At 39.3% G+C, this 25,043-nt stretch carries 24 protein-coding genes and 1 pseudogene; 3 read left to right on the plus strand and 22 right to left on the minus strand.

The annotated features are described in order from the left end of the window. Positions 1-23: 23 nt before the first annotated feature. The 5 genes from PH210_RS20545 to rpsU form a co-directional block, all read right to left on the minus strand. The gene (locus tag PH210_RS20545; RefSeq protein ID WP_289988046.1) at positions 24-488 is read right to left on the minus strand and encodes a YqfB family membrane protein; all 465 of its coding nucleotides are present in this window, start codon (positions 486-488) and stop codon (positions 24-26) included. 17 nt (positions 489-505) lie between these two features. Continuing rightward, positions 506-1,495: a flotillin-like protein FloA gene (gene floA / locus PH210_RS20550; RefSeq protein WP_289988047.1), complete on the minus strand. Its 990-nt coding sequence runs from the start codon at positions 1,493-1,495 to the stop codon at positions 506-508. Between the two features lie 16 nt (positions 1,496-1,511). Further along, complete coding sequence (locus PH210_RS20555; RefSeq protein ID WP_289988048.1) at positions 1,512-2,147, minus strand: NfeD family protein; 636 nt, start codon at positions 2,145-2,147, stop codon at positions 1,512-1,514. A gap of 316 nt (positions 2,148-2,463) precedes the next feature. Further along, entirely contained in the window at positions 2,464-2,910 is a 447-nt protein-coding gene (locus PH210_RS20560; protein ID WP_289988049.1) for a GatB/YqeY domain-containing protein, read from the minus strand. 14 nt (positions 2,911-2,924) lie between these two features. Next, positions 2,925-3,098, minus strand: coding sequence for a 30S ribosomal protein S21 (gene rpsU, locus PH210_RS20565; RefSeq protein WP_007087607.1), 174 nt, complete (start codon positions 3,096-3,098; stop codon positions 2,925-2,927). Positions 3,099-3,324: 226 nt separating this feature from the next. Between rpsU and PH210_RS20570 the strand changes: the two genes are divergently transcribed. Beyond that, positions 3,325-4,257, plus strand: coding sequence for a Na/Pi symporter (locus tag PH210_RS20570; protein WP_289988050.1), 933 nt, complete (start codon positions 3,325-3,327; stop codon positions 4,255-4,257). 25 nt (positions 4,258-4,282) lie between these two features. Here the strand turns inward: PH210_RS20570 and deoC are convergent, their stop codons facing one another. The 13 genes from deoC to gpr form a co-directional block, all read right to left on the minus strand. Then, positions 4,283-4,954, minus strand: a complete 672-nt coding sequence (deoC, locus tag PH210_RS20575) for a deoxyribose-phosphate aldolase (protein ID WP_289988051.1) — start codon at positions 4,952-4,954, stop codon at positions 4,283-4,285. A gap of 92 nt (positions 4,955-5,046) precedes the next feature. After that, entirely contained in the window at positions 5,047-6,420 is a 1,374-nt protein-coding gene (gene mtaB / locus PH210_RS20580) for a tRNA (N(6)-L-threonylcarbamoyladenosine(37)-C(2))-methylthiotransferase MtaB (protein ID WP_289988052.1), read from the minus strand. A gap of 7 nt (positions 6,421-6,427) precedes the next feature. Further along, positions 6,428-7,177 carry a 16S rRNA (uracil(1498)-N(3))-methyltransferase gene (locus tag PH210_RS20585; protein WP_289988053.1) on the minus strand — a complete coding sequence of 250 codons (750 nt, stop codon included), beginning with the start codon at positions 7,175-7,177 and terminating at the stop codon, positions 6,428-6,430. Between the two features lie 99 nt (positions 7,178-7,276). Continuing rightward, complete coding sequence (prmA, locus tag PH210_RS20590) at positions 7,277-8,218, minus strand: 50S ribosomal protein L11 methyltransferase (protein ID WP_289988054.1); 942 nt, start codon at positions 8,216-8,218, stop codon at positions 7,277-7,279. A gap of 17 nt (positions 8,219-8,235) precedes the next feature. Beyond that, a complete protein-coding gene (gene dnaJ, locus PH210_RS20595; protein ID WP_289988055.1) occupies positions 8,236-9,375 on the minus strand; it encodes a molecular chaperone DnaJ in 1,140 nt (379 codons plus the stop codon). 120 nt (positions 9,376-9,495) lie between these two features. Continuing rightward, positions 9,496-11,331, minus strand: a complete 1,836-nt coding sequence (dnaK, locus tag PH210_RS20600) for a molecular chaperone DnaK (protein ID WP_289988056.1) — start codon at positions 11,329-11,331, stop codon at positions 9,496-9,498. Positions 11,332-11,362: 31 nt separating this feature from the next. Next, positions 11,363-11,938: a nucleotide exchange factor GrpE gene (gene grpE / locus PH210_RS20605; protein WP_289988057.1), complete on the minus strand. Its 576-nt coding sequence runs from the start codon at positions 11,936-11,938 to the stop codon at positions 11,363-11,365. A 108-nt stretch (positions 11,939-12,046) separates the two neighbouring features. Continuing rightward, positions 12,047-13,078 carry a heat-inducible transcriptional repressor HrcA gene (gene hrcA / locus PH210_RS20610; RefSeq protein WP_289988058.1) on the minus strand — a complete coding sequence of 344 codons (1,032 nt, stop codon included), beginning with the start codon at positions 13,076-13,078 and terminating at the stop codon, positions 12,047-12,049. Positions 13,079-13,163: 85 nt separating this feature from the next. After that, positions 13,164-14,309, minus strand: coding sequence for a radical SAM family heme chaperone HemW (gene hemW / locus PH210_RS20615; protein ID WP_289988059.1), 1,146 nt, complete (start codon positions 14,307-14,309; stop codon positions 13,164-13,166). A gap of 69 nt (positions 14,310-14,378) precedes the next feature. Beyond that, the gene (lepA, locus tag PH210_RS20620) at positions 14,379-16,214 is read right to left on the minus strand and encodes a translation elongation factor 4 (protein WP_289988060.1); all 1,836 of its coding nucleotides are present in this window, start codon (positions 16,212-16,214) and stop codon (positions 14,379-14,381) included. 239 nt (positions 16,215-16,453) lie between these two features. Continuing rightward, entirely contained in the window at positions 16,454-16,780 is a 327-nt protein-coding gene (locus PH210_RS20625; RefSeq protein ID WP_289988061.1) for a DUF3679 domain-containing protein, read from the minus strand. A 17-nt stretch (positions 16,781-16,797) separates the two neighbouring features. Then, entirely contained in the window at positions 16,798-17,994 is a 1,197-nt protein-coding gene (gene spoIIP / locus PH210_RS20630; protein ID WP_289988062.1) for a stage II sporulation protein P, read from the minus strand. 117 nt (positions 17,995-18,111) lie between these two features. Then, complete coding sequence (gpr, locus tag PH210_RS20635; RefSeq protein WP_289988063.1) at positions 18,112-19,236, minus strand: GPR endopeptidase; 1,125 nt, start codon at positions 19,234-19,236, stop codon at positions 18,112-18,114. A 218-nt stretch (positions 19,237-19,454) separates the two neighbouring features. Here gpr and rpsT point away from each other — a divergent pair, with 218 nt between their 5' ends. Continuing rightward, positions 19,455-19,715 (plus strand): 30S ribosomal protein S20, encoded by a 261-nt coding sequence (gene rpsT / locus PH210_RS20640; RefSeq protein ID WP_223591294.1) that lies wholly within the window; start codon positions 19,455-19,457, stop codon positions 19,713-19,715. 38 nt (positions 19,716-19,753) lie between these two features. Here the strand turns inward: rpsT and holA are convergent, their stop codons facing one another. After that, positions 19,754-20,770, minus strand: coding sequence for a DNA polymerase III subunit delta (gene holA / locus PH210_RS20645; protein ID WP_289988064.1), 1,017 nt, complete (start codon positions 20,768-20,770; stop codon positions 19,754-19,756). Positions 20,771-21,071: 301 nt separating this feature from the next. On the opposite strand from holA, the gene PH210_RS20650 reads away from it, so the two are divergent. Continuing rightward, positions 21,072-21,206 (plus strand): YqzM family protein, encoded by a 135-nt coding sequence (locus PH210_RS20650; RefSeq protein ID WP_289988065.1) that lies wholly within the window; start codon positions 21,072-21,074, stop codon positions 21,204-21,206. 77 nt (positions 21,207-21,283) lie between these two features. Here PH210_RS20650 and PH210_RS20655 read toward each other — a convergent pair whose 3' ends face one another. The 3 genes and pseudogenes from PH210_RS20655 to PH210_RS20665 all read right to left on the minus strand — a co-directional run bounded on the left by PH210_RS20655 (position 21,284) and on the right by PH210_RS20665 (position 25,039). Beyond that, positions 21,284-23,611 (minus strand): DNA internalization-related competence protein ComEC/Rec2, encoded by a 2,328-nt coding sequence (locus PH210_RS20655; RefSeq protein WP_289988066.1) that lies wholly within the window; start codon positions 23,609-23,611, stop codon positions 21,284-21,286. A gap of 88 nt (positions 23,612-23,699) precedes the next feature. Beyond that, positions 23,700-24,146 (minus strand): annotated as a pseudogene (locus tag PH210_RS20660) (ComE operon protein 2); the annotation flags it as partial. Positions 24,147-24,391: 245 nt separating this feature from the next. Further along, on the minus strand, positions 24,392-25,039 hold the full coding sequence (locus tag PH210_RS20665) for a helix-hairpin-helix domain-containing protein (RefSeq protein ID WP_289988068.1): 648 nt from the start codon (positions 25,037-25,039) through the stop codon (positions 24,392-24,394). Positions 25,040-25,043: the final 4 nt, after the last annotated feature.

Below are 25,043 nucleotides of genomic sequence, written 5' to 3' on the forward strand. Positions count from 1 at the left end.
TTTCTCCAATAAGATGGATTGTTTTATTCGGTTCCAGCCTGCCTTTTCCTTGGGAAATATGGTTTCTTCGACCGCGGTTCTCCAAGGATTTCTGACCAGATTATGCCGTTTATGATTGAGTTTGGATTAGGGGTCTCAAATTCTGGTTCACCATCATTATCTAACGCAGCATATAAAGGGTCTTTAGGTTTTTCTTTCTTTAATTGTCCTAGATTAGCTGGATTCGTAAATCCTTTTTGGATGACAACCGATTCCTCTTTAATTTGCTGATACTTTTTTTCTACATCCTGTTTTTTTGACTGATGAGAATTCTTCTTCTCTTGAACCGGATGTATTCTTCGATCCGTTTCATTCTGGAATAGGTTTCTAAGCTCATCTAAAGTATTCATGGAAAATGATTTGTTTTTTATTGGCAGCTTTTTCCCCTTTTTCTTGCCAAATATCGAGGAGAGAATCCCAATTATGATTAAAAAAACTAAAGTTTCCATACTACCGCCTCCTTTTTTTAGCGGTCATCTTTCTTCTCACCTGTAATTTTTCCAATAGAGCCCCTCATATCGGTATCAGCCGAAATATTCTTAATGTTCATATAATCCATCACACCAATATTTCCAGATTTAAGCGCTTCTGCCATCGCGAGAGGGACCTCTGCTTCGGCTTCCACTACTTTCGCTCTCATTTCCTGAACTTTTGCCTTCATTTCTTGCTCTTGAGCCACAGCCATTGCCCGGCGTTCCTCTGCTTTTGCCTGTGCTATTTTCTTATCGGCTTCTGCTTGTTCTGTTTGTAATTCTGCACCAATATTCTTGCCGATATCTACATCTGCGATATCTATTGAAAGGATTTCAAAGGCCGTTCCAGCATCCAGACCTTTGGAAAGAACCGTTTGAGAAATCAAATCCGGGTTTTCTAAAACCTTGCTATGGCTGTCCGATGAACCAATTGTTGAGACAACCCCTTCACCTACACGGGCAACAACTGTTTCTTCACCTGCACCACCAACGAGTCGGTCGATATTAGCTCTGACGGTAATTCTTGCTTTTGCTTTTACTTCAATCCCATTCATCGCCACACCAGCAATAAATGGCGTTTCAATTACCTTTGGATTGACACTCATTTGCACCGCTTCTAAAACATCACGTCCAGCGAGGTCAATCGCGGCACAGCGTTCGAAGCTTAATTCAATATTTGCCCGGTGTGCTGCTATAAGAGCATTCACCACTCGGTCCACGTTCCCGCCGGCCAGATAATGGCTTTCAAGCTGATTGGTCGTAACATTTAGACCTGCTTTATGAGCTTTAATAAGCGGATTGACCACTTTACTTGGGGTTACCCTTCTTAAGCGCATCCCGACCAATGTAAAAATGCTAATCCGGACACCTGCTGCAAGGGCTGATATCCAAAGCATTACTGGGACAAATGATAATAAAATTCCTAAAAAAATTAAAACCACAATTACAAGGGCAATAATAAAGATTGTTCCATTTGTGACCATTTCCCAAACCTCCTAATTATTCGATTTCCCTTACGACAATCCGGGCCCCTTCGACTTTAATCACTTTTACGGCAGCATTTTGCTCAATAAACCCGCCCTCACTCACGACATCAATTCGTTCATTCTGAATAATGACTGTTCCAGCAGGCCGTAATATCGTCAGAGCAATGCCCTCCTTACCAATTAAATCGGTACGATTAATATTCGAAACATATCCATCCTCTTTTCTAGCTGACTCTGACAATACCATCCGATTAAAAAGGACGAGTTTTTTGCCAAAGACCTTGATCATTAAAAAGAAAACAAGAATTGAAATGAAAATGGCGATTAAGATGGATACTCCCATCTGTAAGACATTTTCCCCTGCTAAAAAGAGACTTAAGATTAAGGCTGCGACACCCAAAGTCCCTGAAATAGCTCCCGGCAGGAAAAACTCCAAAAAGATTAGAAGTATTCCTCCGGCAAATAAGATCAATGTACCGAATCCTGCATATCCCGCTTGGAAATGCCCATAAAAGAATATTAGCAGCGCTAATACACCTATGAAGCCTGCCACACCAAACTTCGCTGAAAATAGCTCTAAAACAATTCCAACGCCCGCTATTGTTAAAAGAACAGTTATCACAATCGGGTCAGTAAGAAACTCAATCATACTTGGGCCCCCTTTCTTTCTATATAGCCGTTATTAATCAATACGTATGTATGAAATGAAAGTTTCACTTTTTATAAAATATACTGCGTTAATCATAGGTGTTGATTTGCGCTCCAGGTGCTTCGCTTTCCGCGGGCGTGCCGGGAAGCCTCCTCGGCGCTTTAGCGCCTGCGGGGTCTCCCCTGCCCCGTACTCCCGCAGGAGTCTTCGCACCTTCCGCTCCAATCAAAAGTGTTTAAAATCCAACTATTTCTTTTAACTCAGCAAAATTAAAAGACCACAAGCTCTTGAGCTTGTGGTCTTCATGTCAGAATACTTATGAAAGGTGTTGTTGTACAAATTTATTTACAAGTGATCCATCTGCCTTGCCCTTTACTTTAGGCATAATCGCAGCCATCACTTTTCCCATATCCGCTTTTGATTTTGCGCCGACCTCAGAAATCGTTTGTGCAACAATTTCTGACAGCTCTTCTTCAGAGAGCTGTTTCGGTAAATACAGCTCGACAACTGCTAGTTCTGCACGCAATTTTTCAACTAGGTCTTCACGACCAGCCTTATCAAATTCATGGAGGGAGTCTTTGCGTTGTTTTACTTCGCGAGAAAGGACCGTTAACTCCACATCTTCGGATAGTTCTTTTACTCCAAGCTTAATGGCTTCATTTTGCAATGAAGATTTAACCATCCGAATAACAGAGAGTTTGTCTTTTTCCTTGTTTTTCATCGCTTGTTTCATGTCATTATTTAAACGCTCGAGAAGACTCATGATTACACCCTCTCTTAAAACTTACGTTTTCTTGCTGCTTCAGACTTTTTCTTACGTTTTACACTTGGCTTTTCGTAGAATTCGCGCTTTCTTGCCTCTTGCAAAGTACCAGTTTTTGATACTGTACGTTTGAAGCGACGAAGAGCATCTTCAAGCGATTCGTTTTTACGAACGACGGTTTTAGACATTCTCTTTCCCTCCCTCCGAAACACAACACACTTACATTCAATCCATGTACCTTGCAATTATAATATAACCTTGATACAAGGTCAACTGAAATTCGCAGTGTAAAAAATGCTTTTTATTTTTTATGCATGTTTAAAACAAAATTATCATAGCCTGTCTTAATTTTTCAAGCAAGGTGGCATGTCCCTTCAACAGCGGCCATACAATGAAGGGAGGGGGGCCTTAGACATGCTATACATATTATTATTTGTCCTTTGTATTCTATTATTTATTTTTGGAATGACAATTATAAGGTTTGGCTTATTTAATTTATCAGCAAATAAATTGAAAACATGGCTGATTAAACTAACAAGTTCTCCGTTAAAGGGAATGCTGACGGGAACCTTTGTAACGGCCCTGCTGCAAAGCAGCTCAGCTGTAATGGTGATCACCATTGGATTAATTTCAGCAAAGATTATGACATTCCCACAGTCAATTGGGATCATTCTTGGTACCAATATTGGGACTACCTTTAAAACAGAATTAATTACCTTTAATTTGGATGCCATCCTTGTTCCTTTGGCTATTTGCGGCGCCGTCCTGATTTTGTTTAAAAACAAAAAAGCGCGGAGTATTGGAATGTTGACATTTGGAATTGCCTCTGTTTTTACAGCGATGAAGGGGTTTGAATTATTGGCCCATCCTTTAACCTCGATGGATTTTATTAATAAATTTATTTTGTCCATTAACGACAATATTTTCTTAAGCTTATTAACAGGGACTATTATTACGGCCATTATTCAGTCTAGTACGGCAATGACCGGAATCGCGATGGGTTTTTTAACGGCAGGATCTCTCCAGCTGGACGCGGGAATAGCCATTGTGCTTGGTGCAAATATTGGGACTTGTATTACGGCCGTCATCGCCTCTATCGGGGGAGGAAAGGAATCAAGATTGGCTGCTTTCGCTCATGTCTGGCTAAATGTAATTGGTGTCTTGTTATTTATTCCGTTGATTCCGACTTTAACGGATCATGCCCTAATACTAGCTAATCGAAAAGATGTTCAATTAGCACATATTAGTGTGATCTTTAATGTAGTATCCTCCATGCTCATCCTTCCTTTTGCAACTAAATTTGGTGAAATGATTTTATTTTTACACGATAGGAAACCAAATAAATAAGACGGCCATGCTCGGCCGTCCTTCTTTAATAATCTGCAGTCACTTTAAGTCCATTAATAATCGCTACACTTGAACTGGCCCCAATTCTTGTGGCACCAGCTTCAATCATCATCTGGGCATCCTCAGTACTACGAACACCACCAGAAGCTTTCACACCAATATCTGGCCCAACTGTCTTTCTCATTAAGGCAATATCCTCAAAGGTTGCTCCTCCAGTTGAAAATCCAGTGGATGTTTTCACATAATCAGCACCCGCTTTTACTGATAGCTCGCAGGCACGAATTTTTTCTTCTTTTGATAAAAGACTTGTTTCTATAATTACCTTCGTAAGTGCTTTGCCTTTCGCTGCATCCACTACTGCACGAATGTCACTTTCTACAAGTTCATCATTCTGATCCTTTAAAGCACCAATATTAATGACCATATCCACTTCATCTGCGCCGTGATCAATCGCATTTTTGGTTTCAAACGCTTTTGTTTCCGGAGTGGAAGCCCCAAGAGGAAAGCCAATAACAGTACATACCTTCACAGCGCTTCCTTCTAATAATTCCTTTGCTGTGCTGACCCATGTTGGGTTAACACAAACAGAAAAGAATTCGTTTTCTCTAGCCTCTTGGCAGAGCGTTTCGATTTGATTTCTTGTCGCCTCAGGCTTTAGTAAAGTATGGTCAATCATTGCAGCAACATTATTAGCCATTTTACAAGCTCCCTCCAATTTAGATAAGAAAGAAATTTGCTGCTGAAAATAGTATGCCCTGAACCAAAAGAAAAAAGGACCTATATTGGTCCTTAGATTGCTGCTTCTTCATTTGTAAATATTTCTTCTTTTACTAATTTCGTGTCTTCAACCACACGGACAAACTGCCCTTCATTGTAAGGGTAGCCTGCTTTAGTTATTTTTACTTTAACGATTTTTCCGACCATATCTTCTGTTGCAGGGAAAACGATCTTCAGATAGTTATCTGTATAGCCTACAAATAATCCTGATTTGCCTGCTTCGTTAAATGCCTCTTCCGGAATCACTTCTAATACTTCGCCTTCAAACATGGATGCGTATTCTTTAGCCAATTGATCGGAAAGGGAAATTAAGCGATGTACGCGCTCATTTTTTACCTCTTCATCTACTTGGTCATCCATCCGGGCAGCCGGAGTACCCGTGCGTTTTGAGTACGGGAATACGTGTAGTTCAGAAAATTTATGTTCATTAATAAAATTATAAGTCTCCATGAACTCTTCCTCAGTTTCTCCAGGAAAGCCGACAATAACGTCAGATGTAACAGCAAGGCCAGGGAGTACCTCTTTTAAGCGGTCTAATCTTTCACCAAAGAACTCCATTGTATATTTACGGCGCATTCTTTTTAAAACCGTATTAGAACCTGATTGCAACGGAATATGCAAATGGCGGACGATAATATTGGAGTGTTTGATTACCTCAATCACTTCATCAGTAATCTGGCTTGCCTCAATTGATGAAATTCGCAGTCGCTCTATGCCCTTTACTTCTGCTTCTAAATCACGGAGTAAAGCTGCGAGATTATAATCCTTCATGTCTTCACCATAACCGCCTGTATGAATTCCGGTTAAAACGATTTCTTTGTAGCCGGCATCTACTAGCTGTTGTGCTTGACGAATGACTTCTTTTGGGTCACGTGATCTCATTAAACCGCGGGCCCATGGAATAATACAAAAGGTACAGAAATTATTGCAGCCTTCTTGAATCTTTAATGATGCACGTGTTCTATCTGTAAACGAAGGAACATCAAGTTCTTCATAAACACGATTCTTCATAATATTACCGACACCATTAATCGGCTGGCGTTCAACCTTGTACTGCTCAATATAATCAAGCATTTTTACACGATCTTGTGTACCTACAACAATATCTACACCAGGGATGGCCATTATTTCGGCTGGAGATGTTTGTGCATAACAGCCTGTTACACAAATAACAGCATCAGGATTTTTTCGCACAGCTCGTCTTATTACCTGACGGCTTTTTTTATCTCCAGTATTGGTTACTGTACATGTATTAATAATGTAAACGTCCGAGATGGATTCAAACTCAACTCGATCATAACCTTCTTGCTTAAATAATTGCCAGATTGCTTCAGTTTCATAGTGATTTACTTTACATCCAAGTGTATGAAATGCAACTGTTGGCATTGTTTGTTCACCTCATTAATTCAAAATGGTAGGAAATCGCCGCGAGCGCATATAACGGCGCGGTTTCCGTTCGCAATATTCGCGGCCCTAATCCACACAAGTTAAAACCGTTGCCTTTAAAGGCTTTGACCTCTTCCTCTGATAATCCTCCTTCAGGACCAAACACAATCAGGAGGGATTCCCCGCTTTGCATTTTCTGAAGTGTTGCAGAAAAAGTAGACGTTTCACCACTTCTGCTTTCATCTTCAAATGCAGCTAATTTATAATTAAATTCCTTACTTTTTTCAAGCAAAGCTTTGAAATTCATCGGATTCAAAACTTGTGGTACAAGATTGCGATGCGATTGTTCTGCAGCTTCTTTAGCAATTTTTTGCCATCTCTCTATTTTTTTAGCTGCTTTTTTCTCATCCCATTTCACAATTGACCGAGCGGCAGAGTAGGGGAGGAACTGATGTGCGCCTAATTCTGTTCCTTTTTGAATAATCCACTCAAGCTTGTCCCCTTTAGGAAGCCCGCTGGCAATTGTAATTGAAATCGGAAGCTCTGAAATCTCCATTTTCCATTGTACAACGTCTGCAACGACTCTTTCATCGGTAATTTCTGCAATTTTACAGACAGCGGATTTTCCATCCGGGTCGACACAAATGATTTGTTCACCAATATCCATGCGCATAACCTTAATAATATGATGGCGGTCATCAGCATCAATAACAAAACGTTCTTCATTTGCTCGGTCTTTAACAAAGTAGCGTTGCACACGATGCACCCTCTCTAAAAACATTTTACGCCTTATTTTACTAAAAGTAAGTTCATTTTGAAAGCAGAAAAAGGGGTTAATCCCCCTTTTCTCAAATAGTTATTTCCTTTTTGCAATAATGGCAACCCAATCTTCCATCAAAATAGTTTCTATGATTTCAAAGCCTGCACTTACAATTGCTTCTTTAACTAACTCTTTCTTTTGCTGAATGATTCCCGATGCAATAAAGGACCCGCCAGGCTTAACTACCCGGGCAACATCGTCTGTAAAGCGAAGAATCACTTCTGCTAAAATATTCGCAACAATGACATCTGCTGAATTTTCCTCAACGCCATCCAGCAGATTGTTTTGCGAAATGGTAACCGTATCACTGACCTTATTTAATTTAATATTTAATTTGGCCTGTGTCACAGCTACTTCATCAAGATCATAAGCACGAACATCCTCAGCACCAAGCTGCGCCGCAGCAATGCTTAAAACACCTGAGCCTGTTCCAACATCAATAACCCGATCTCCTGGAAGGACTGTCCGTTCAAGTGCTTGAATACACATAACCGTTGTCGGGTGGGTTCCAGTCCCAAATGCCATGCCAGGATCCAATTCGATGATTAATTCGTCGCTGCTGACAGGTTTATAAATCTCCCATGTAGGGACAATTGTAAATTTCTCAGAAATTTTAACTGGATTATAATATTTTTTCCAGGCTGTTGCCCATTCCTCTTCATTTACTTCGCTAATGGTGACTTGGTTTAAACCTAAATCGATATCATAAATAATTAAATTATTAATCGATTCTTTAATGGCCTCGACCGTTTCACCTAGAAAGCTGTTAACCGGAAGATATGCTTTTACTATTACGCCTTCTTCCGGATAGTCATCAGGATTGAGTTGGTAGATTTCCCCGAATTGATCTACCCTTTCCTTTGTCAATTCGAATGGATCTTCAATCACTACACCGCTCGCCCCAGCTTCATGCAATATATGTGAAATAGGTTCGATCGCTTCATTTGTTGTGTGGATACTAATTTCTGACCACTTCATTCTACCAACTCCAATCCTTACTCGCCTTTAAAGGCACGTTTTACTTTTGAGAAAAAGCTTTCTTCATGTTCACCTATTGGCGCCGAACCACTGGCTTCCGCAAACTCACGCAAGACCTGCTTTTGTTTATCGTTGAGCTTGGTTGGGGTAATAATACGTACCTGAATATGCTGATCCCCAACACCGTATCCACGGACATTCGGAACCCCTTTTCCTTTCAGGCGGAATCTCGTTCCCGTTTGTGTTCCAGCTGGTACCTTCAGCTTCACTTTACCATGCAGGGTTGGGACTTCAATTTCATCACCAAGAGTAGCTTGCACAAATGTGATCGGCATCTCGCAGTAAATATCATCGCCATCTCTTTCAAAAAACTCATGCTGACGGACATGGAAGACAACATAAAGGTCTCCGGCTGGTCCTCCATTGATACCCGCTTCTCCTTGCCCAGACATTCTTAATTGCTGTCCGTCGTCAATTCCCGCTGGGATTTTCACATGGATTTTCTTCCGTTTCTTTACTTTTCCTGTTCCGCCGCAGGTTGAACATTTATGTTTAATTTCTTTACCAGATCCATTACAGTGATGGCATGTGCGACGATTCACAATTCTGCCAAATGGAGTATTTTGTTCAACATTTAATTGCCCTGACCCCTGACAATGCTTACACGTTTCGGCTTTAGTTCCAGGCTTGGCTCCAGAACCACTGCAGGTACCACATGTTTCTTCACGAGGAATTTCAATATCGGTCTCTTTTCCAAACGCTGCTTCTTCGAAGGAAATCGTCATTGTATATTGCAGGTCTGCTCCTTGTCTTGGAGCGTTCGGATCACGTCTTCTTGTGCCGCCGCCACCGCCAAAAAAGGTGTTAAAGATGTCTTCAAAACCGCCAAAGCCGCCGCCGAAATCACTGCCGCCGCCAAAGCCGCCAAAACCTTGATTTGGATCGGTATGGCCAAACTGGTCATAATGAGCCTTTTTCTGATCGTCGCTTAAGACTTCATATGCTTCAGCAATTTCTTTAAATTTATCGGCTGCATCTGGCTCTTTATTAATATCTGGATGATACTTTTTTGATAGTTTACGATATGCCTTTTTTATTTCATCCTTTGAAGCGCCCTTAGCTACACCTAGCACCTCATAGTAATCCCGTTTACTCATGATTACCACTCCCGAATCTTTCACATAAAGATTATTCTAACATCGTTAATAGTGCTATTGCAATAAAAAAGCCAAAGCAGCTGAACTGTCTTTGGCTTTTATCTTTATTTTCACAGCCTATTACTTATCATCTTTAACTTCTTCAAATTCTGCATCAACGACATTGTCGCTCTTGCCAGCAGTGCTGCCGCTCTCTTGACCGCCTTGCGCTGCTTGCTGCGCTTGTGCTGCCTGCTCATATAGCTTAACTGTCAAAGCTTGAACGATCTCTTGAAGAGCATCCTTTGTAGTACGGATTTCATTAAGATCATTCTTCTCAATGGCTTGTTTTAAAGCATCCTTTGCTTCGTTAGCTTTCGCAACTTCAGAAGCGTCCACTTTGCCTTCAAGATCTTTTAACGTCTTTTCAGTTGTGAAGACAAGTTGGTCAGCTTCATTGCGAAGCTCCACTTCTTCTTTACGTTGTTTGTCAGCTTCTGCATTTTCTTCTGCTTCTCTGACCATCTTTTGAATTTCTTCATCAGATAGACCAGTTGATGATTTTATAGTAATTTGTTGTTCTTTATTTGTGCCAAGGTCTTTCGCACGAACGTTTACAATACCGTTTTTATCAATATCAAAAGTAACTTCAATTTGCGGAATTCCACGTGGTGCTGGTGGAATATCTGACAACTGGAAGCGTCCTAATGTTTTATTATTTGCAGCCATAGGACGTTCCCCTTGAAGAACATGGATATCAACAGCAGTTTGATTGTCTGCAGCGGTAGAGAATACTTGCGACTTTGATGTAGGTATAGTTGTATTACGATCAATTAGTTTTGTGAAGACGCCACCCATGGTTTCAATACCAAGTGATAATGGAGTTACGTCTAGTAAAACAACATCCTTCACATCACCAGTGATAACGCCGCCTTGAATCGCAGCACCCATCGCAACCACTTCGTCAGGGTTTACACCGCGGTGTGGTTCTTGACCGGTAGCTTTTTTAATTGCCTCTTGAACAGCAGGAATACGTGTTGAACCACCTACAAGGATTACTTTATCAATCTGTGAAGGAGTTAAACCTGCATCACTTAAAGCTTGACGTGTAGGGCCCATGGTGCGTTCCACTAGATTTGCTGATATTTCTTCAAATTTAGCACGGGACAAGCTGACTTCAAGGTGAAGCGGGCCAGCAGATCCAGCCGTGATAAACGGCAATGAAATTTGCGTTGAAGTTACACCAGAAAGGTCTTTTTTCGCTTTTTCAGCTGCATCCTTTAAGCGCTGCAACGCCATTTTATCTTGAGAAAGGTCAATACCATTTTCTTTCTTGAATTGCTCCACTAAGTAATCGATAATAACTTGGTCAAAATCATCTCCGCCAAGACGATTATCCCCAGCAGTTGCTTTTACTTCAAAAACACCGTCACCAAGTTCAAGGATAGAAACGTCAAAGGTACCGCCGCCAAGGTCATAAACTAAAATTGTTTGGTCTTGGTCAGTTTTATCTAAACCGTATGCAAGTGCAGCAGCTGTTGGCTCGTTGATAATCCGTTCTACTTCAAGACCAGCAATTCTGCCAGCATCCTTTGTTGCTTGACGCTCCGCATCATTGAAATAAGCAGGAACAGTAATAACCGCTTTTGTAACTGGTTCGCCAAGATAGTCTTCTGCATAAGACTTTAAATATTGAAGGATTGCCGCAGAAAGTTCTTGTGGAGTATAGTTTTTCCCTTCAACCTCCACTTTGTAATCAGTGCCCATATGGCGTTTAATAGATATAATCGTATTTGGATTTGTAATAGCTTGGCGTTTTGCCACTTCCCCTACCTGACGTTCGCCATTTTTAAAGGCCACAACAGAAGGAGTTGTGCGGTTTCCTTCTGGGTTAGGGATAACTTTTGGTTCTCCGCCTTCGAGTACAGAAACACATGAGTTTGTTGTACCAAGGTCAATACCGATAATTTTACTCATTACCTTTTCCTCCTAAATAAATATGTAAACTTTATTGATTGACTTTAACCATAGATGGCCGGATGACTCTATCTTTTAATAGATAACCCTTTTGAAACTCCTCAATGACAATGTTTGAACCATAATTTTCATCTTCCCCCTGCATGACTGCCTGGTGCTGATGTGGATCAAATTCCTTGCCAACCGCTTCAATTGGTTCAAGACCTTCTTTTTTCAAAGCATCTACCAAACTGCGGAATACCATGTCCATACCTTGCAAAAGAGACTTTGTTTGCTCATTTTCGGCTTCCACTTTCAATGCTCTTTCAAAATTATCTAAAGCAGGAAGTAAATCCGTAATTAATTTTTGTGCTCTATATTTTTCACTCGCTTCTAGATCGAGTCTAGTACGGCGACGGAAATTATCAAAATCTGCTTGAAGACGAAGATAACGATTATCTGCTGCATCTAACTTTTCCTGAAGCATTTGAATTTCTTTAAGTTGTTCTTCAAGAGGGTTCACTGCTTCTTGTTCAACATTTTCCTCTTCAGCAAAAACTGGTTCAGCCACTTCTTTTTCAGTAAGTTCAACTTCTTCATTTATGATATTGTTCTTTTCATTGGTCAACTTACTCACCTCCCTTAAAGAATTACTCGCAAGCTAAATTAAAATACATTTCCATAGTAAAGGGGGTGAAATAAACAGGCATTTCACCCTTACTCAATATTACCAGTGCTAATTATTTTGATACAGCTTAGTTAAGACTTCAGTTAAATCATGGCTTAATAATTGGAGCAGACTGATGACTCGGGAATATTCCATTCTGGTAGGTCCAAGAATCGCGATTGTTCCTAAATTTTCTGCACCAATAGAATAAGAAGCCGTAATTAAGCTGCAATTATCCATGGCACTCACATTATTTTCTTTGCCTATTTTCACATTGATTCCAGAGGAGTTTTTCCTTATTAAATTATAAATCCACTCTTCCTGATCAATCATCGTTAAAAGACTTCGAATTTTTGTAATATCATGGAATTCTGGCTGACTTAACATATTGGTTTTTCCGCCAAAAAATAACTTTTCATTAATTGGCATTTTAAAGGTTTCACCAATGGTGTGCAGCATTAAATCATAATTATGGATATGCTGCCTTAGAAGAACAGCTACCTCTTTATATATTTTATCGTTCAGATCTTCGAGAGAAACTCCTGCTAAACGATCATTCAATATATTCACCGTTTTTTCCAAATCACTAATATCTATAGACGGTGGTAATGAAAAGGAGCGGTTCTCAACATGCCCTGTATCCGTAACAAAAATAGCGACCGCTGTTTCTTTGTTTAACGGAATGATTTGTATCCTTTTTAACTTATTAATACTAACAGCCGGTCCTAAAACGATTGATGTATAATTAGTTAAATCCGATAAAATTTTAGCAGATCTTTGAATGATTTTTTCAAACTCAAAAATTTTCTCAGCAAAAATCGATTGAATGATTGAAATATCCTGCTGATTTAGAACCTGAGGCGAAAGCAAATGATCTACATAATAACGATAACCTTTTTCTGAAGGGACACGACCTGATGAGGTATGCGTCTTTTCAATAAACCCCATTTCTTCAAGGTCAGCCATTTCATTGCGAATCGTCGCTGAACTAAAGGAAATTTCCTCTTTTTTCGACAGACTTCTTGAGCCGACAGGTTGTGCAGATCGAATAAAGTCATCAACAATAACCTGAAGAATTAACAATTGACGATCTGTTAACAACATTCATCACCTCTGTTAGCACTCCTTGTTACCGAGTGCTAATTATATTAATAAATTATCAAAAAAGGGGGGATGGTGTCAATCATTACACATCACATACTCCTAAAAAGGTTTGAAAAACTTCATTTCCTAAAAGACGCCCCTTTTTAGTTAAATATATATGATCATTAGAGACTTCAATCCAATGTTTGGCAGCAAGCTCCTCAAGCTGATGTTTAAATATTTTTAAAGGATTTCGGTCAAATTTTCCGGTGAATTGAGAGATTGAAACTCCGGCTGTCTTACGCAGCCCCAGAAACATCTCCTCTTCCATTTGTTCCGAAATGTTTACTTGATTTTCCTCCAAAATAGGCATTTCACCTTTTGTTATGAGATCCCTATATCTTTTCAAGGGACCAACGTTTGAACGCCTTAGTCCATTTAGATAACTATGTGCTCCAGCTCCAAACCCATAGTACTGTTCATTATTCCAATAGGTAAGATTGTGCCTGCTTTCATAGCCAGGCTTTGAAAAATTACTAATTTCATACTGGGAAAATCCGTGTTTTTCCATTTCTTCCATTAACAATTCATACATTGCTGCTTCCGCATCTTCACCGGGGGTTGACAGACTACCTTTTTTCAATAAATTATAAAAAACCGTTTTTGGTTCAATAATTAGCGAATAGGCGGAATAATGAGTAATATCGAGTGTGAAGGCCTCTATTAAAGATTCCTTAAAGTCTGCAATTGTTTGAGTTGGCAGGCTGAAAATAAGATCAATGCTGATATTCTCGAAGCCTACGGATTTTGCATTTTCAACCGATTGGTATACGTCTTTCGCTCGATGGACACGGCCAATTTTTTTTAACAATTCTTCATTAAATGTTTGGACACCCAGACTGATTCGGTTTACACCTGCATCCTTTAATATTTGCAGTTTTTCTTTTGATAAATCTCCCGGATTCGCTTCAAAAGTAAACTCCAAATCTGTGCTTTGGGGTAATCGTTTATTGATGCTTTCACAAAATCGCTGCAGCTGCTGCTCATTTAGTGACGTTGGTGTGCCGCCGCCAACAAAAATGGTTTGCAGTTCATCTGTTGGAAACTTTTGTAGGGTCAAATCCATTTCGCGGTCCAGTGCCTGTAAGTATTCATCAACCGGCTGCCCCTTCAAAAACACTTTATTAAAATCACAATAATGACAAATATGCTCACAGAAAGGGATATGAAGGTATGCTGCTTTAATCAAGTTTTTCACTTCCTAATAAAAAGAGGCAGGCTTCACCATATTTGGCTAGTCCTTACCTCTCTTTCATGTTTATTTTTTTGAATTATTATCGTCCATTTTTAAGACGGCCATGAAGGCTTCCTGCGGTACTTCAACAGAGCCAACTTGTTTCATCCGCTTCTTACCTTCTTTTTGCTTTTCCAACAGCTTCCGTTTACGAGAGATATCTCCCCCATAACATTTAGCCAATACGTTTTTCCGCATTGCTTTAATCGTTGAACGAGCAACAATTTTTTGGCCAATTGCAGCCTGAACAGGTACTTCAAATTGCTGCCTTGGAATTAATTCCTTTAGTTTTTCAACAATTACTTTTCCTCGTTCATAAGCAAAATCCTTATGCACAATGAAGCTTAAGGCATCTACTTTTTCATTATTTAACAATATATCCATTTTAACCAGACTAGATGGTTTATAACCAATTAATTCATAGTCAAAAGATGCGTATCCCCTCGTGCCAGATTTCAATTGATCAAAGAAATCATAAACTATTTCTGCCAATGGAATTTCATAAATAATGCTTACGCGATTTTCACCTTGGTATTGCATATCAATAAAGATTCCGCGTTTTAATTGGCAAAGCTCCATAATCGCCCCTACATATTCATTAGGAGCCATCATAGTTGCTTTTACATAAGGCTCTTCTACACGATCAATTTTCTGAGGATCCGGCAAATTAGACGGGTTATCTACCTTTATTTCAGTGCCATCTGTCATGTGTACGTGATAAATAACACTTGGTGCCGTGGTAATTAAGTCTATTTTGAATTCGCGCTCAATCCGCTCTTGAATGATTTCCATATGAAGAAGACCTAAGAAACCACAGCGGAAACCAAATCCAAGTGCTTGGGATGTTTCCGGTTCAAATTGAAGGGCGGAATCATTTAACTGAAGCTTTTCAAGGGCCTCACGAAGGTCATTAAATCTAGCTGTATCAATTGGATAAAGTCCGCAATACACCATTGGATTTAGTTTCCGGTAACCTGGAAGGGGTTCTGTCGTTCCATTTTTCGCATTCGTAATTGTATCACCAACACGAGTATCCCCGACATTTTTAATCGAAGCTGTTAAAAAGCCAACATCGCCAACGGTTAATTCATCAAGTAACGTTGCTTTAGGAGTAAATACTCCCACCTCATTTACTTCGAATTCTTTACCAGTGGCCATCATTTTAATCTTATCGCCGACTTTTACTGATCCTTCAACGACACGGATATAGGCAACAACACCACGATATGCATCATATAATGAATCGAAAATGAGTGCCTTTAATGGTGCTTCAGGGTCTCCTGTTGGAGCCGGAACTGTCTTTACTACTTGTTCAAGGATATCTTCAATACCAATTCCTGCTTTAGCAGATGCTAAAACTGCTTCAGAGGCATCTAAGCCAATTACTTCTTCAATTTCATTTCGAACCCTTTCAGGTTCTGCACTTGGAAGGTCTATTTTATTTATAACAGGTAGAATTTCAAGGTTGTTATCGAGGGCAAGGTAAACGTTCGCTAGTGTCTGTGCTTCTATTCCTTGTGCTGCATCTACGACTAAAATCGCCCCTTCGCAGGCAGCAAGGCTCCTTGATACCTCATACGTAAAATCGACGTGTCCCGGTGTATCAATTAAATGGAAAATATATTCTTCTCCATCTTTTGCTTTATATTTAAGCTGGACGGCATTTAACTTAATCGTAATGCCTCGTTCTCGTTCAAGATCCATTGAATCGAGCAGCTGGTCTTTCATTTCACGTGATGAAAGAGCATTGGTTTTCTCTAAAATCCGATCTGCCAATGTTGATTTACCATGGTCAATATGGGCAATAATCGAAAAGTTTCTAATCTTTGATTGTCGTTTGAGTTTTTCTTCTTTGTTCATGTCGTTCACTCCTACTATACTCGCACATGTACACTATTTTTGATTATATCAGCAGGGGAAATAAGATTCAATTAAATTCGAAAAGCGGAAGCGCCTTGTTCAGGGGCGACAAGCATAAGACGAGCCGGCGGGAAGGTTGTTCTTTAACCTTCTCGCCGGATTGGCTTATGACCTCGAGCCCCTAGGCGCTGGAGCTAGACATTCGAAAAGCGGCCTAATTAATGGCCGCTTTCCTTTTATTATTCAGTAATTTTCTTGATCAGTTTTCCAGAGGCACCTGAGAGCCCGTCCGATAATTTCTTTCCCATTGAGGAAAAAAAATTAAAAGCGCTTATTTCTTCTAGCTTCTTCTTTTTTGCTTCTATATCATGACTGGAAATATCCTTCCCAAGAAAGGTTGCATTTAAGTCTTTGTCCGTTTCATTAATAGAAACAGCATTTTGAAAATTCGGATCATCATAGCCTTTCATTTTATGAATTCCATCATTAGCCAATTGCATTCCTGCTAAAACGGAGATAAACATAAGCGCTGCAACTCCTAAGCTTTTTAGCATGAACATCTTCATAAGAATGCTCCCTACTTCTATTGTTTATTCGTTGATTGTTCAACATCCTGATTAACCTTTTCGGCCTGCCAGAAATATTCACTAAACACATCGGCCAGTGCATCGGCAGAACGATTTAATTCATCGAATGTATTATCTACACCGCCAAATTCGATTAAGATCGCATTATCTGAAAGGTTTTGATTATATACAGCATTTCCACCCATCTTCACGATCACACCCCTGCTCAAACCCTTATATTTTTTTTCCAAAAGGTTATGGAGTTCAGTTGCTAACTTTTCATTTTTTTCATGATTCGCATTTTTGCCGCCAATAATAAATGCAAGCTTTGCGTAGGACTTTCCATTAATGGTAACTGTTGTTTGAGGTTTTCGTTTAGAATCTCGATGAATATCAATAAAATAATGTAAATCACGATCTGTCGCCATTGCCGTTTGTACAATTGAGCGTGATTCTTGGTAAGAATTCACATAATTTAAGCCTTTTTTATTTAAGTTCGCCTGTACATCTGTCTTATCTAAAAAGGTCCCAATTCCTCTATCCTCTAAACTTGTTTTTAGATGATCGCCAATTTTTGTCACGTTAATTTGCGAATGATAGGCTAAATCCGGGTTGGTGACACCCTTAAGATATGGTAAATAGGATTCCCGGTTATGTGTGAAGTAAAGGTATACTACTTTTCGATCTCCTGTTGTCTGCCCAGGTGTTTGACGAGGACTCTCATCATCCGGCTTGTCCAGACCCTCTACATTTTGCAAGGCAGCCTCACGTTCCGCTTTCATAATATCGATTGGCGGTGAGGATTCTATTGGCATATTGGTGTAATTCGTTCCCTCGCCAGCCACGACAATTTGTCCATCAAATTGAAAAAATCCAGGTAATTCTCGGCCAAGCAAGCTTCGTGGATCATTCAAATTAATATTGCTTGACAGCTTAAATACTAAATTGGTTAATTTAGGGGCAGTTGTCCAATTGTTATCTACCTTTAAAAAATGATGATTTTCCCAACCCATCAATTGATACAGCAGTTCACCGTTCACCTTCATGGTCGCTTGGTTAACGGAAGTCGACATTAATCGATATTGTGGTTTTAACGAGGTTAACAACCCACTTATAGAGAAAATCAATAGCAAAAACACAAAAAGTCCAGCACCGGCTTTCAATAGACTTGTCCCTTGCACCATTACAAACGTTCCTGAAGATTTAGATTTCATGGTTCCACCTCGCAAAACGGATTCTAGTAAATCCTATGACATTGCTAGAGTTGGTAGAACCACATTTTTAAAAATAAGAGATTTCATCGAGGGGCCAAATTGGCCCCTAAATATATGCTATCTCGTATAGTATCCAGCATTCTCCTGATCAACCGCGCTGTGGAGCGAGGAATTCAATCCACTGGCAATTAAATTAGCCATATCTTCAATAAAAACATCGACTTCCTTAGGTGTAACCATTAAATTATGGCCAAGCGGGGACAAAACTTCATAAATTAACTTTCTTTTCTCCTCATCAGGGAGTGTCCCAATCATTCCAAGAAAGGTTTTCCGATGCTTTTCTTCAGGCATATCTTCTTCTGTCAATTTGCGTCGTTCTCCAAAGCTCATTCCTGCAGGAGCAAGTGCACGTGATGGACGATTTCCTTCCCTCATCTCTTTACCAAAATGTTTTAGGATGAAGTCAATCGTGTCACTTGTAATGGAAACTGCATCCACCACTGTGGGCACACCTATGGCGATTACAGGAATTCCTAATGTTTCTTTACTTAATTCCTTTCGTTTGTTTCCAACCCCTGAACCAGGATGTATGCCTGTATCGGAAATTTGAATGGTAGAATTAACCCTTTCGATTGAACGCGATGCCAAGGCATCAATCGCAATCACGAAATCAGGCTTTGTTTTTTCTACCACCCCAAAAATAATATCGCTCGTTTCAATTCCTGTTAACCCCATTACACCAGGTGAGAGAGCGCTGACAGAGCGATATCCTTCCTCCACATTTTCCGGCTGGAGTTGAAAAAGGTGACGTGTAACCAGGAGATTTTCACAAACCATGGGTCCCAGCGCATCTGGCGTTACATTCCAGTTTCCCAGCCCAACGACAAGACAGGAATCCGTTTTTTTAATTCCTGAACCTTCTATAAAATGAGAGAATTCTTTGGCAAAAATCTCCTCAACCTTTTGCTGCACCTCTGTGTTTTGCTGGCGAATCCCTTGAACTTCCAACGTTAAATACCTGCCAGCTTTTTTTCCAAGCTGCTCTTCACCTTGTTTTGTAACTTCTACTAATGAGATTTTTATATCATCAACATCTTTTTCTTTGATGATGACGCCTTCAATTTGAGAAAGATTTTCCTCCTGCTGTACAGATCCACCTCTGCCAGCAAGCACCATTTCCCTTGCTTCAATCGCTAAATCTGTTCGAACAGAATACTGACTTAAGTCGATAGACTCACCCATTTTAAATCCCTCCAATCAAAAAATTTCCTTAAATATAGAAACTATTTCCTATTTTTACCCCTTTTCGATAAAAACATGCAGGGTAAACTAAGTAACAAAGTAATTTCTATATTGCAATATAGGGTCCCATTTGATAAAATATCTCTTGTTGCGAATTATTAATAATGAATGTTAAGTCGAGTTCATATAGTCTCGATTCTTTGTAGGAGGTGAAAGTAATGCCTAACATTAAATCTGCTATTAAGCGTGTAAAAACAAGCGAAGCTCGTAATGCTCAAAATACAACTGCTAAATCTGCAATGCGTACTGCTGTTAAGAAAGCAGAAGCTGCTATTTCAACTAACGATGCAGCTGCTGCAAAAGAAACATTAGTAACTGCTGCTAGTAAATTAGACAAGGCTGCTGCAAAAGGTCTTATCCATAAGAATGCTGCTGCTCGTAAAAAATCTCGTCTAATGAAAAAAGCTAACTCTCTATAATAAAAAAAACGATTCCTTATTTAAAGGAATCGTTTTTTTTATTTCTTTAAGCGAAACAATAGCATTTCGATTAATAAGGATTTATTCATTCCACCCGTTTTCATCTGATAGTCTGCTTCGGCAAGGAGGCCCATCAAATGGGATAAGTCCTCATCAGTAAAACTGGCTGCCTGTCCGAGAGCAAGCTTTACACGGAACGGGTGAGTTTTCAAATATCCCGCAATTTGCTGTTGACCGTATCCTCTTCTTGAGAGCTCTTTTACCTGATAAATCAATCTAAATTGGCCAGCCAGAAGTGCCAGTATTTTAATCGGTTCCTCATTTTGTTTTAACAAATCAAAATAAATTCTTAATGCTTCATCAAGTTTCCGCTGAACAACCTTTTCAACTAAGGTAAAAATATTTTGCTCAAGTGACCTTGCCACTAATTGCTCAACAATCGTTACATCAATTCTTTTTTTCTCTGCAGCATATAAAGCCAGTTTTTCTATTTCACTTGAAAGCATAAACATATTGGTGCCGCTAAGTGCCAGCAATTGATCAATCGCTTCTTGCTCGAATTCAATTTCACTGGATTTCGCCCTTGTTTTCACCCAGTTTTTTAGTTCAAACTCATTTAATTTCTTCGCTTCTACTATTTCAGAGTTCCTTTTCAGTTCTTTTGTGATTTTCTTTCGTTCATCCAATTTCTCATACGGAGCAGAAATAACCATGATCGTATATGGTGCTGGCTCCCTTAGATATGTCTCAAATCGTGTTAAATTATGGTCCACTTTTTCTTTTGTTTTTTCGGCCGTTAAAAAAGCAGGATTATGTAAAAAAATAACCTTTCTATCACCAAGAAAAGGGAAGGTTTCTGCATCTTCTAAGGCTAATTCGATAGGTGTTTCCTCTAAATCATAAGCAGCGAAATTAAATTCCTTCTCCTCTTCCCCTAAAACAGTGTTTAAAAGGAGTTGTTTTGTTTCATTGATTAAAAATGCCTCTGTTCCATATAATAAATAAATAGGGGCAAATTCCCTTTGCTTTATTTTTTTCCAAACATCTAATACCATTTGCCAAGCGCTCCCCTTCAATTCACTCACATATAATCGTAAAGAAGCTTGGACGATTTGACAAGTACTTAAAGGGAATTAGCGCTTTCTAAAAAGTGCCAATTCCCGATCTATAATGAACGCAGCATCAAGGCCCTAGGAACTTCTTAATGCTTGCGGAATTTCTTTGTAGTCATAGTGTAGCCCGCGGCTAATCAAACTATTTTGACAACACTTGTCAGTTATTGAAAGCAATTTGAGGCAGGCTGGATTTTTTCAAGCGAATGGCTTATACTATATCTTGAAATAGGAGGGGTAAATTGTGAACGAATTTGAAAAAAACATTATAAGTAAACGTAACGATGCAATTGATTCTGGAGTTGGCTTTGGGGTTTCTTTTGGCTTTTTTGCTATCATGTTTATTGTTGCAACAGTCATTAAACTAATCGGATCTTAATAAATAGCTACATATGAATAACTAAAAAGGGCTGCAGTAAATGCAGTCTTTTTTAGTTCTGGGTTAATTGCTATATCCTATGGCATATAGGTTGAAAAGGTTCCTTTTCTCTGGTAAAAACGATAGGTAATCGCCCCTTGTATATCAGTCCGGTATATCGTAATATTAGCGGCCCTTAATCGCTCGAGCACTTCCTGATGGGGATGACCAAATCGATTATGCTCACCAGCAGAAATTAACGCAATACTCGGCTTTATTTGATGAATGAAAGCTTCAGCGCTAGATGTTCTGCTTCCGTGGTGTCCCGCCTTTAGTACATCTATTTTTAAATGAGGATAGTTTTTGATAATTGCTTTCTCTCCTTCCTGGTCTAAATCCCCTCCAAAAAACCAGCTAACACCCCCTATTTGAGCAATCATTGAAATCGAACCACGATTCCGTTCACCTTTAAAATTTTTTTCTGGTGAAACGATATAAAATTCATTTTCCCCACTGTTCCAATGACTTCCCTTTGAGACTTTAATTACAGGTATTCCTTTCTGTTTTGCCAAACTAACAATGGCACCTTCAGTATTCGAAGGATCGCGAACAGATGGCATAAGAATTTGTTTTACTTTTATCTCTTTTAAAATGGAAAATGCCCCCCCAATATGATCCATATCACCATGGGTAAGAATAAGTTTATCGATTTTAGTAATGCCTTTTCCCTTTAAGAACGGAACAACTACATCTCGTCCTACTTCATATGGTTTTCCCTTCTCTTTCCAGCTTTCCTCCGTAAATTGCATCGTCCCGCCGGTATCAATAAGGTAGGTGCCGCTATTGTGTGGGAAATGAAGCAAAATGCTGTCACCTTGTCCGACATCAATCATAGTTACTTCGCCAAAGGGATTAAGAAAGTTCCAAAAGGGCTGAAAAATAAATAACACGATCGTAATAGAAATTAGCTGCACATTTCTTTTGAAAGTGGGCCTGGATTCCCAAATACAAAAAATCCTGAAAAGAATGAGAATATAAATTATTAGGAGAAATAGGTTTGGCCTTCCTGGAACAAATGAAATAATGGAAAAACCAGCCATAATACCAATAAGATGATTGAAAAAATTTATTATCAATAAAAATAGTGAGATTAAAAATGGCGGGGTATGGTGAAAAATGAGTTGAATGAAAAACAATAAATATAAACCCGGCAGGTAAACAAAAGAGAAAAGCGGAATGTATAACATATTGGCGAATATCCCAATCATGGACATACCGAAGTAATGATACAGTATAAAGGGAAGTGCCGCCAATTGGGAAATGATTGACGTAACCAGCATCTTTGCCCCATTTGTGAGATATCCTTTAAGGATTGAACTAGATGACAAAATAATGACAAAGCTTACGGCAAAGGAAAGCTGAAAACCGATATCAAAAAGAACCAGCGGACTAAAAAAAATATATAACATAAATGCTAAACTAATAGCATCAATCGGCAGAAGCTTGAGACTTCCTTTCCACTTATCCGTGATTAAAATGAGCAAGATCATAAGTGCTGCCCTTATAACCGACGGAGATGCTCCAGTTAAGATTACATAAATCGGAATCACAATAAGCAAGAAATTCAACATGAACGGCCGGGTTAAACCTATTCGAATGCCCATAAAAAAAACCATTCCAATAAGTAAAGAGACATGCAGTCCTGAAATAGCTAATAAATGGACAATTCCCGTTTGTTGATAATCCCCAAGGAGTTGACTGTCAAGCATACTTCTATCACCAAAAATTAACGCTGAAGACAGTGATGCGATTTCAAGCGGAAAATGTTTTTCAAGGTAGCGTTCACCCATAAAACGAAGCTGTTTAATTATGACTGTTGCGGACTGATGAACTGGAGCACAATTCTGAAGGGGACTTCCTTGGACTTTAACAATCCAAAAGATTTCTTTAGCGGATAAATAATTGCGGTAATTAAAGCCATTAGGATTTTTGGCCATTTTCGGTTTTTCCAAAGTGCCAGAAGCCTTGCATATAAAACCATAAAAACTTTTACTATGTAACAGTTTTTTTTCTTGTTCGGATTGGATGTAATAGCGGATTAATATTTTCTCTTTATACCGTTGCTCAAAAGCCTGAACCTGCAACAAATCGCCATCAATTTTGGGATCTTGAGTATATTTTAGAAAAAATGCTGTTTCTGTTTCTGGAATCTTTGTTTTGTTATTAATAACAGCAGAATGTCCGGCGAAAAAAACTATAAGAACAATAGCCATCAAAAGCAATAGATGTTGATTGTTAAATCTCTTGTATTTATACAAAACATAAAGATAGGTTACGGTTAAAAGGAAAAAAGGAAGAAATTCACTTAGCACGCTTAACTCTGCTAAAAAGGCAGCAATTGCAAAGTACACATATTTTCCGTACATGATTTTTCTCCAATTTTGAAGTAATTTATGAGGGAAGAGATTCGCCGGCGTTTAAACCGGCGATAGCTGAGGATTATTGATTTACCTTTCGAAAATCGATAAATGGTTCAGTTAGTTCTACTTTTTCTACTTCTACATTTGCTTGGTCAAATAATTCGATGGCATGAGGGTGATTCTTATAATCCTCAGCATAATAGACCGTTTTAATGCCCGCTTGGATAATGGCCTTACAGCACTGTAAACACGGAAAATGGGTGACATATATCTCAGCATCTGCTGTTGGGACACCAAACTTGGCACACTGCAAGAGTGCGTTCATTTCCGCGTGTATGGTTCTAACGCAATGATTATCGATAACATAGCATCCTTTATCAATACAATGGTCACCGCCAGCAATCGATCCGTTGTAGCCTCCGGCAATGATTCGTTTATCTCTTACGATTGTCGCTCCCACTGTAAGACGGGTACATGTGCTTCTTAGTGCGAGCAAATGACTTTGTGCCATAAAATATTGATCCCAGGAAATCCGTTTCATTTTCTCCCACTCCCTTGAAAAAATCTTTTTATTAAAAGCTATTTTCGCAAAGATTGTTGTTTTTCGTATAAGTTCTACCAACCCGTTAACAAGATTCTTCGTGGCATCTTTTCGTAAGGACATTTTGCGAAAATTGCCTAGAAACTTTATAAATGACTCTTTATAAGTGCTAATAGCAACAAATTGTACGAAAAGAGCCTTATTTAAAGTTTAAACGGCTTGTACAATTTGGTCAATTGGCGTATTTAATGAACATCGACCAAATCCTTTAACTTTTCGAAGGTTTTATCGCCAATCCCGCTTATATTCTTTAAATCTTCTACCGCTTTAAATGGGCCGCTCGTGTTCCGGTATTCAATGATGGCGGCTGCCTTTGAAGGTCCGATTCCTGGAAGGTTTTGCAATTCATTTTCATCGGCTTTATTAAGATTAATTTTCCCCTCATTTTGAACCGCACTGCCGGATAAGGCTGTACCTCCCGAAGATACTGGTGCAGCGCCAGCCTCCCCCTTCGCTGGAATATAGATAACCATTTCGTCCTGGATATGCTCAGCAAAATTAACCTGTCCTTGGTCAGCTTGGTCTGTTAATCCGCCAGCCCGGCTGATAACATCAATCACCCTTTCACCTGTGTTGGCTTGATAAACCCCAGGCTGCTTAATTTGTCCCTTAACATCCACCATAATTTTATCAGGCACTTTCGATTGTTTTTCCTGCTGATTTTTGTCCCTTTCTTGTTCGTTTGTTTGAGGGGAGGTGTTTTCCAAACTCACGGTTTTGCTGGATGTGGACGGGGCATCATTACCCATATTAAAGAAATAATAAAGTCCGCCTGAAGCAATAATTGCAGCAAGGATAACATATAACTTGTGTTCATTTAACCAGTCTTTCAATTGG

This window comes from Paenibacillus sp. BSR1-1 (genome assembly GCF_030403775.1).
Lineage (GTDB): Bacteria > Bacillota > Bacilli > Bacillales > Cytobacillaceae > Neobacillus.

Coding starts and splice junctions, on each gene's coding strand:
- PH210_RS20625 (WP_289988061.1), bottom strand. CDS start 16,780: ATGAAGATGTTCATGCTAAAAAGCTTAGGAGTTGCAGCGCTTATGTTT.
- rpsT (WP_223591294.1), top strand. CDS start 19,455: ATGCCTAACATTAAATCTGCTATTAAGCGTGTAAAAACAAGCGAAGCT.
- PH210_RS20570 (WP_289988050.1), top strand. CDS start 3,325: ATGCTATACATATTATTATTTGTCCTTTGTATTCTATTATTTATTTTT.
- rpsU (WP_007087607.1), bottom strand. CDS start 3,098: ATGTCTAAAACCGTCGTTCGTAAAAACGAATCGCTTGAAGATGCTCTT.
- PH210_RS20655 (WP_289988066.1), bottom strand. CDS start 23,611: ATGTACGGAAAATATGTGTACTTTGCAATTGCTGCCTTTTTAGCAGAG.
- spoIIP (WP_289988062.1), bottom strand. CDS start 17,994: ATGAAATCTAAATCTTCAGGAACGTTTGTAATGGTGCAAGGGACAAGT.
- deoC (WP_289988051.1), bottom strand. CDS start 4,954: ATGGCTAATAATGTTGCTGCAATGATTGACCATACTTTACTAAAGCCT.
- PH210_RS20545 (WP_289988046.1), bottom strand. CDS start 488: ATGGAAACTTTAGTTTTTTTAATCATAATTGGGATTCTCTCCTCGATA.
- dnaJ (WP_289988055.1), bottom strand. CDS start 9,375: ATGAGTAAACGGGATTACTATGAGGTGCTAGGTGTAGCTAAGGGCGCT.
- lepA (WP_289988060.1), bottom strand. CDS start 16,214: ATGAACAAAGAAGAAAAACTCAAACGACAATCAAAGATTAGAAACTTT.
- floA (WP_289988047.1), bottom strand. CDS start 1,495: ATGGTCACAAATGGAACAATCTTTATTATTGCCCTTGTAATTGTGGTT.
- gpr (WP_289988063.1), bottom strand. CDS start 19,236: ATGGGTGAGTCTATCGACTTAAGTCAGTATTCTGTTCGAACAGATTTA.
- dnaK (WP_289988056.1), bottom strand. CDS start 11,331: ATGAGTAAAATTATCGGTATTGACCTTGGTACAACAAACTCATGTGTT.
- mtaB (WP_289988052.1), bottom strand. CDS start 6,420: ATGCCAACAGTTGCATTTCATACACTTGGATGTAAAGTAAATCACTAT.
- holA (WP_289988064.1), bottom strand. CDS start 20,770: ATGGTATTAGATGTTTGGAAAAAAATAAAGCAAAGGGAATTTGCCCCT.
- PH210_RS20555 (WP_289988048.1), bottom strand. CDS start 2,147: ATGATTGAGTTTCTTACTGACCCGATTGTGATAACTGTTCTTTTAACA.
- PH210_RS20560 (WP_289988049.1), bottom strand. CDS start 2,910: ATGAGTCTTCTCGAGCGTTTAAATAATGACATGAAACAAGCGATGAAA.
- prmA (WP_289988054.1), bottom strand. CDS start 8,218: ATGAAGTGGTCAGAAATTAGTATCCACACAACAAATGAAGCGATCGAA.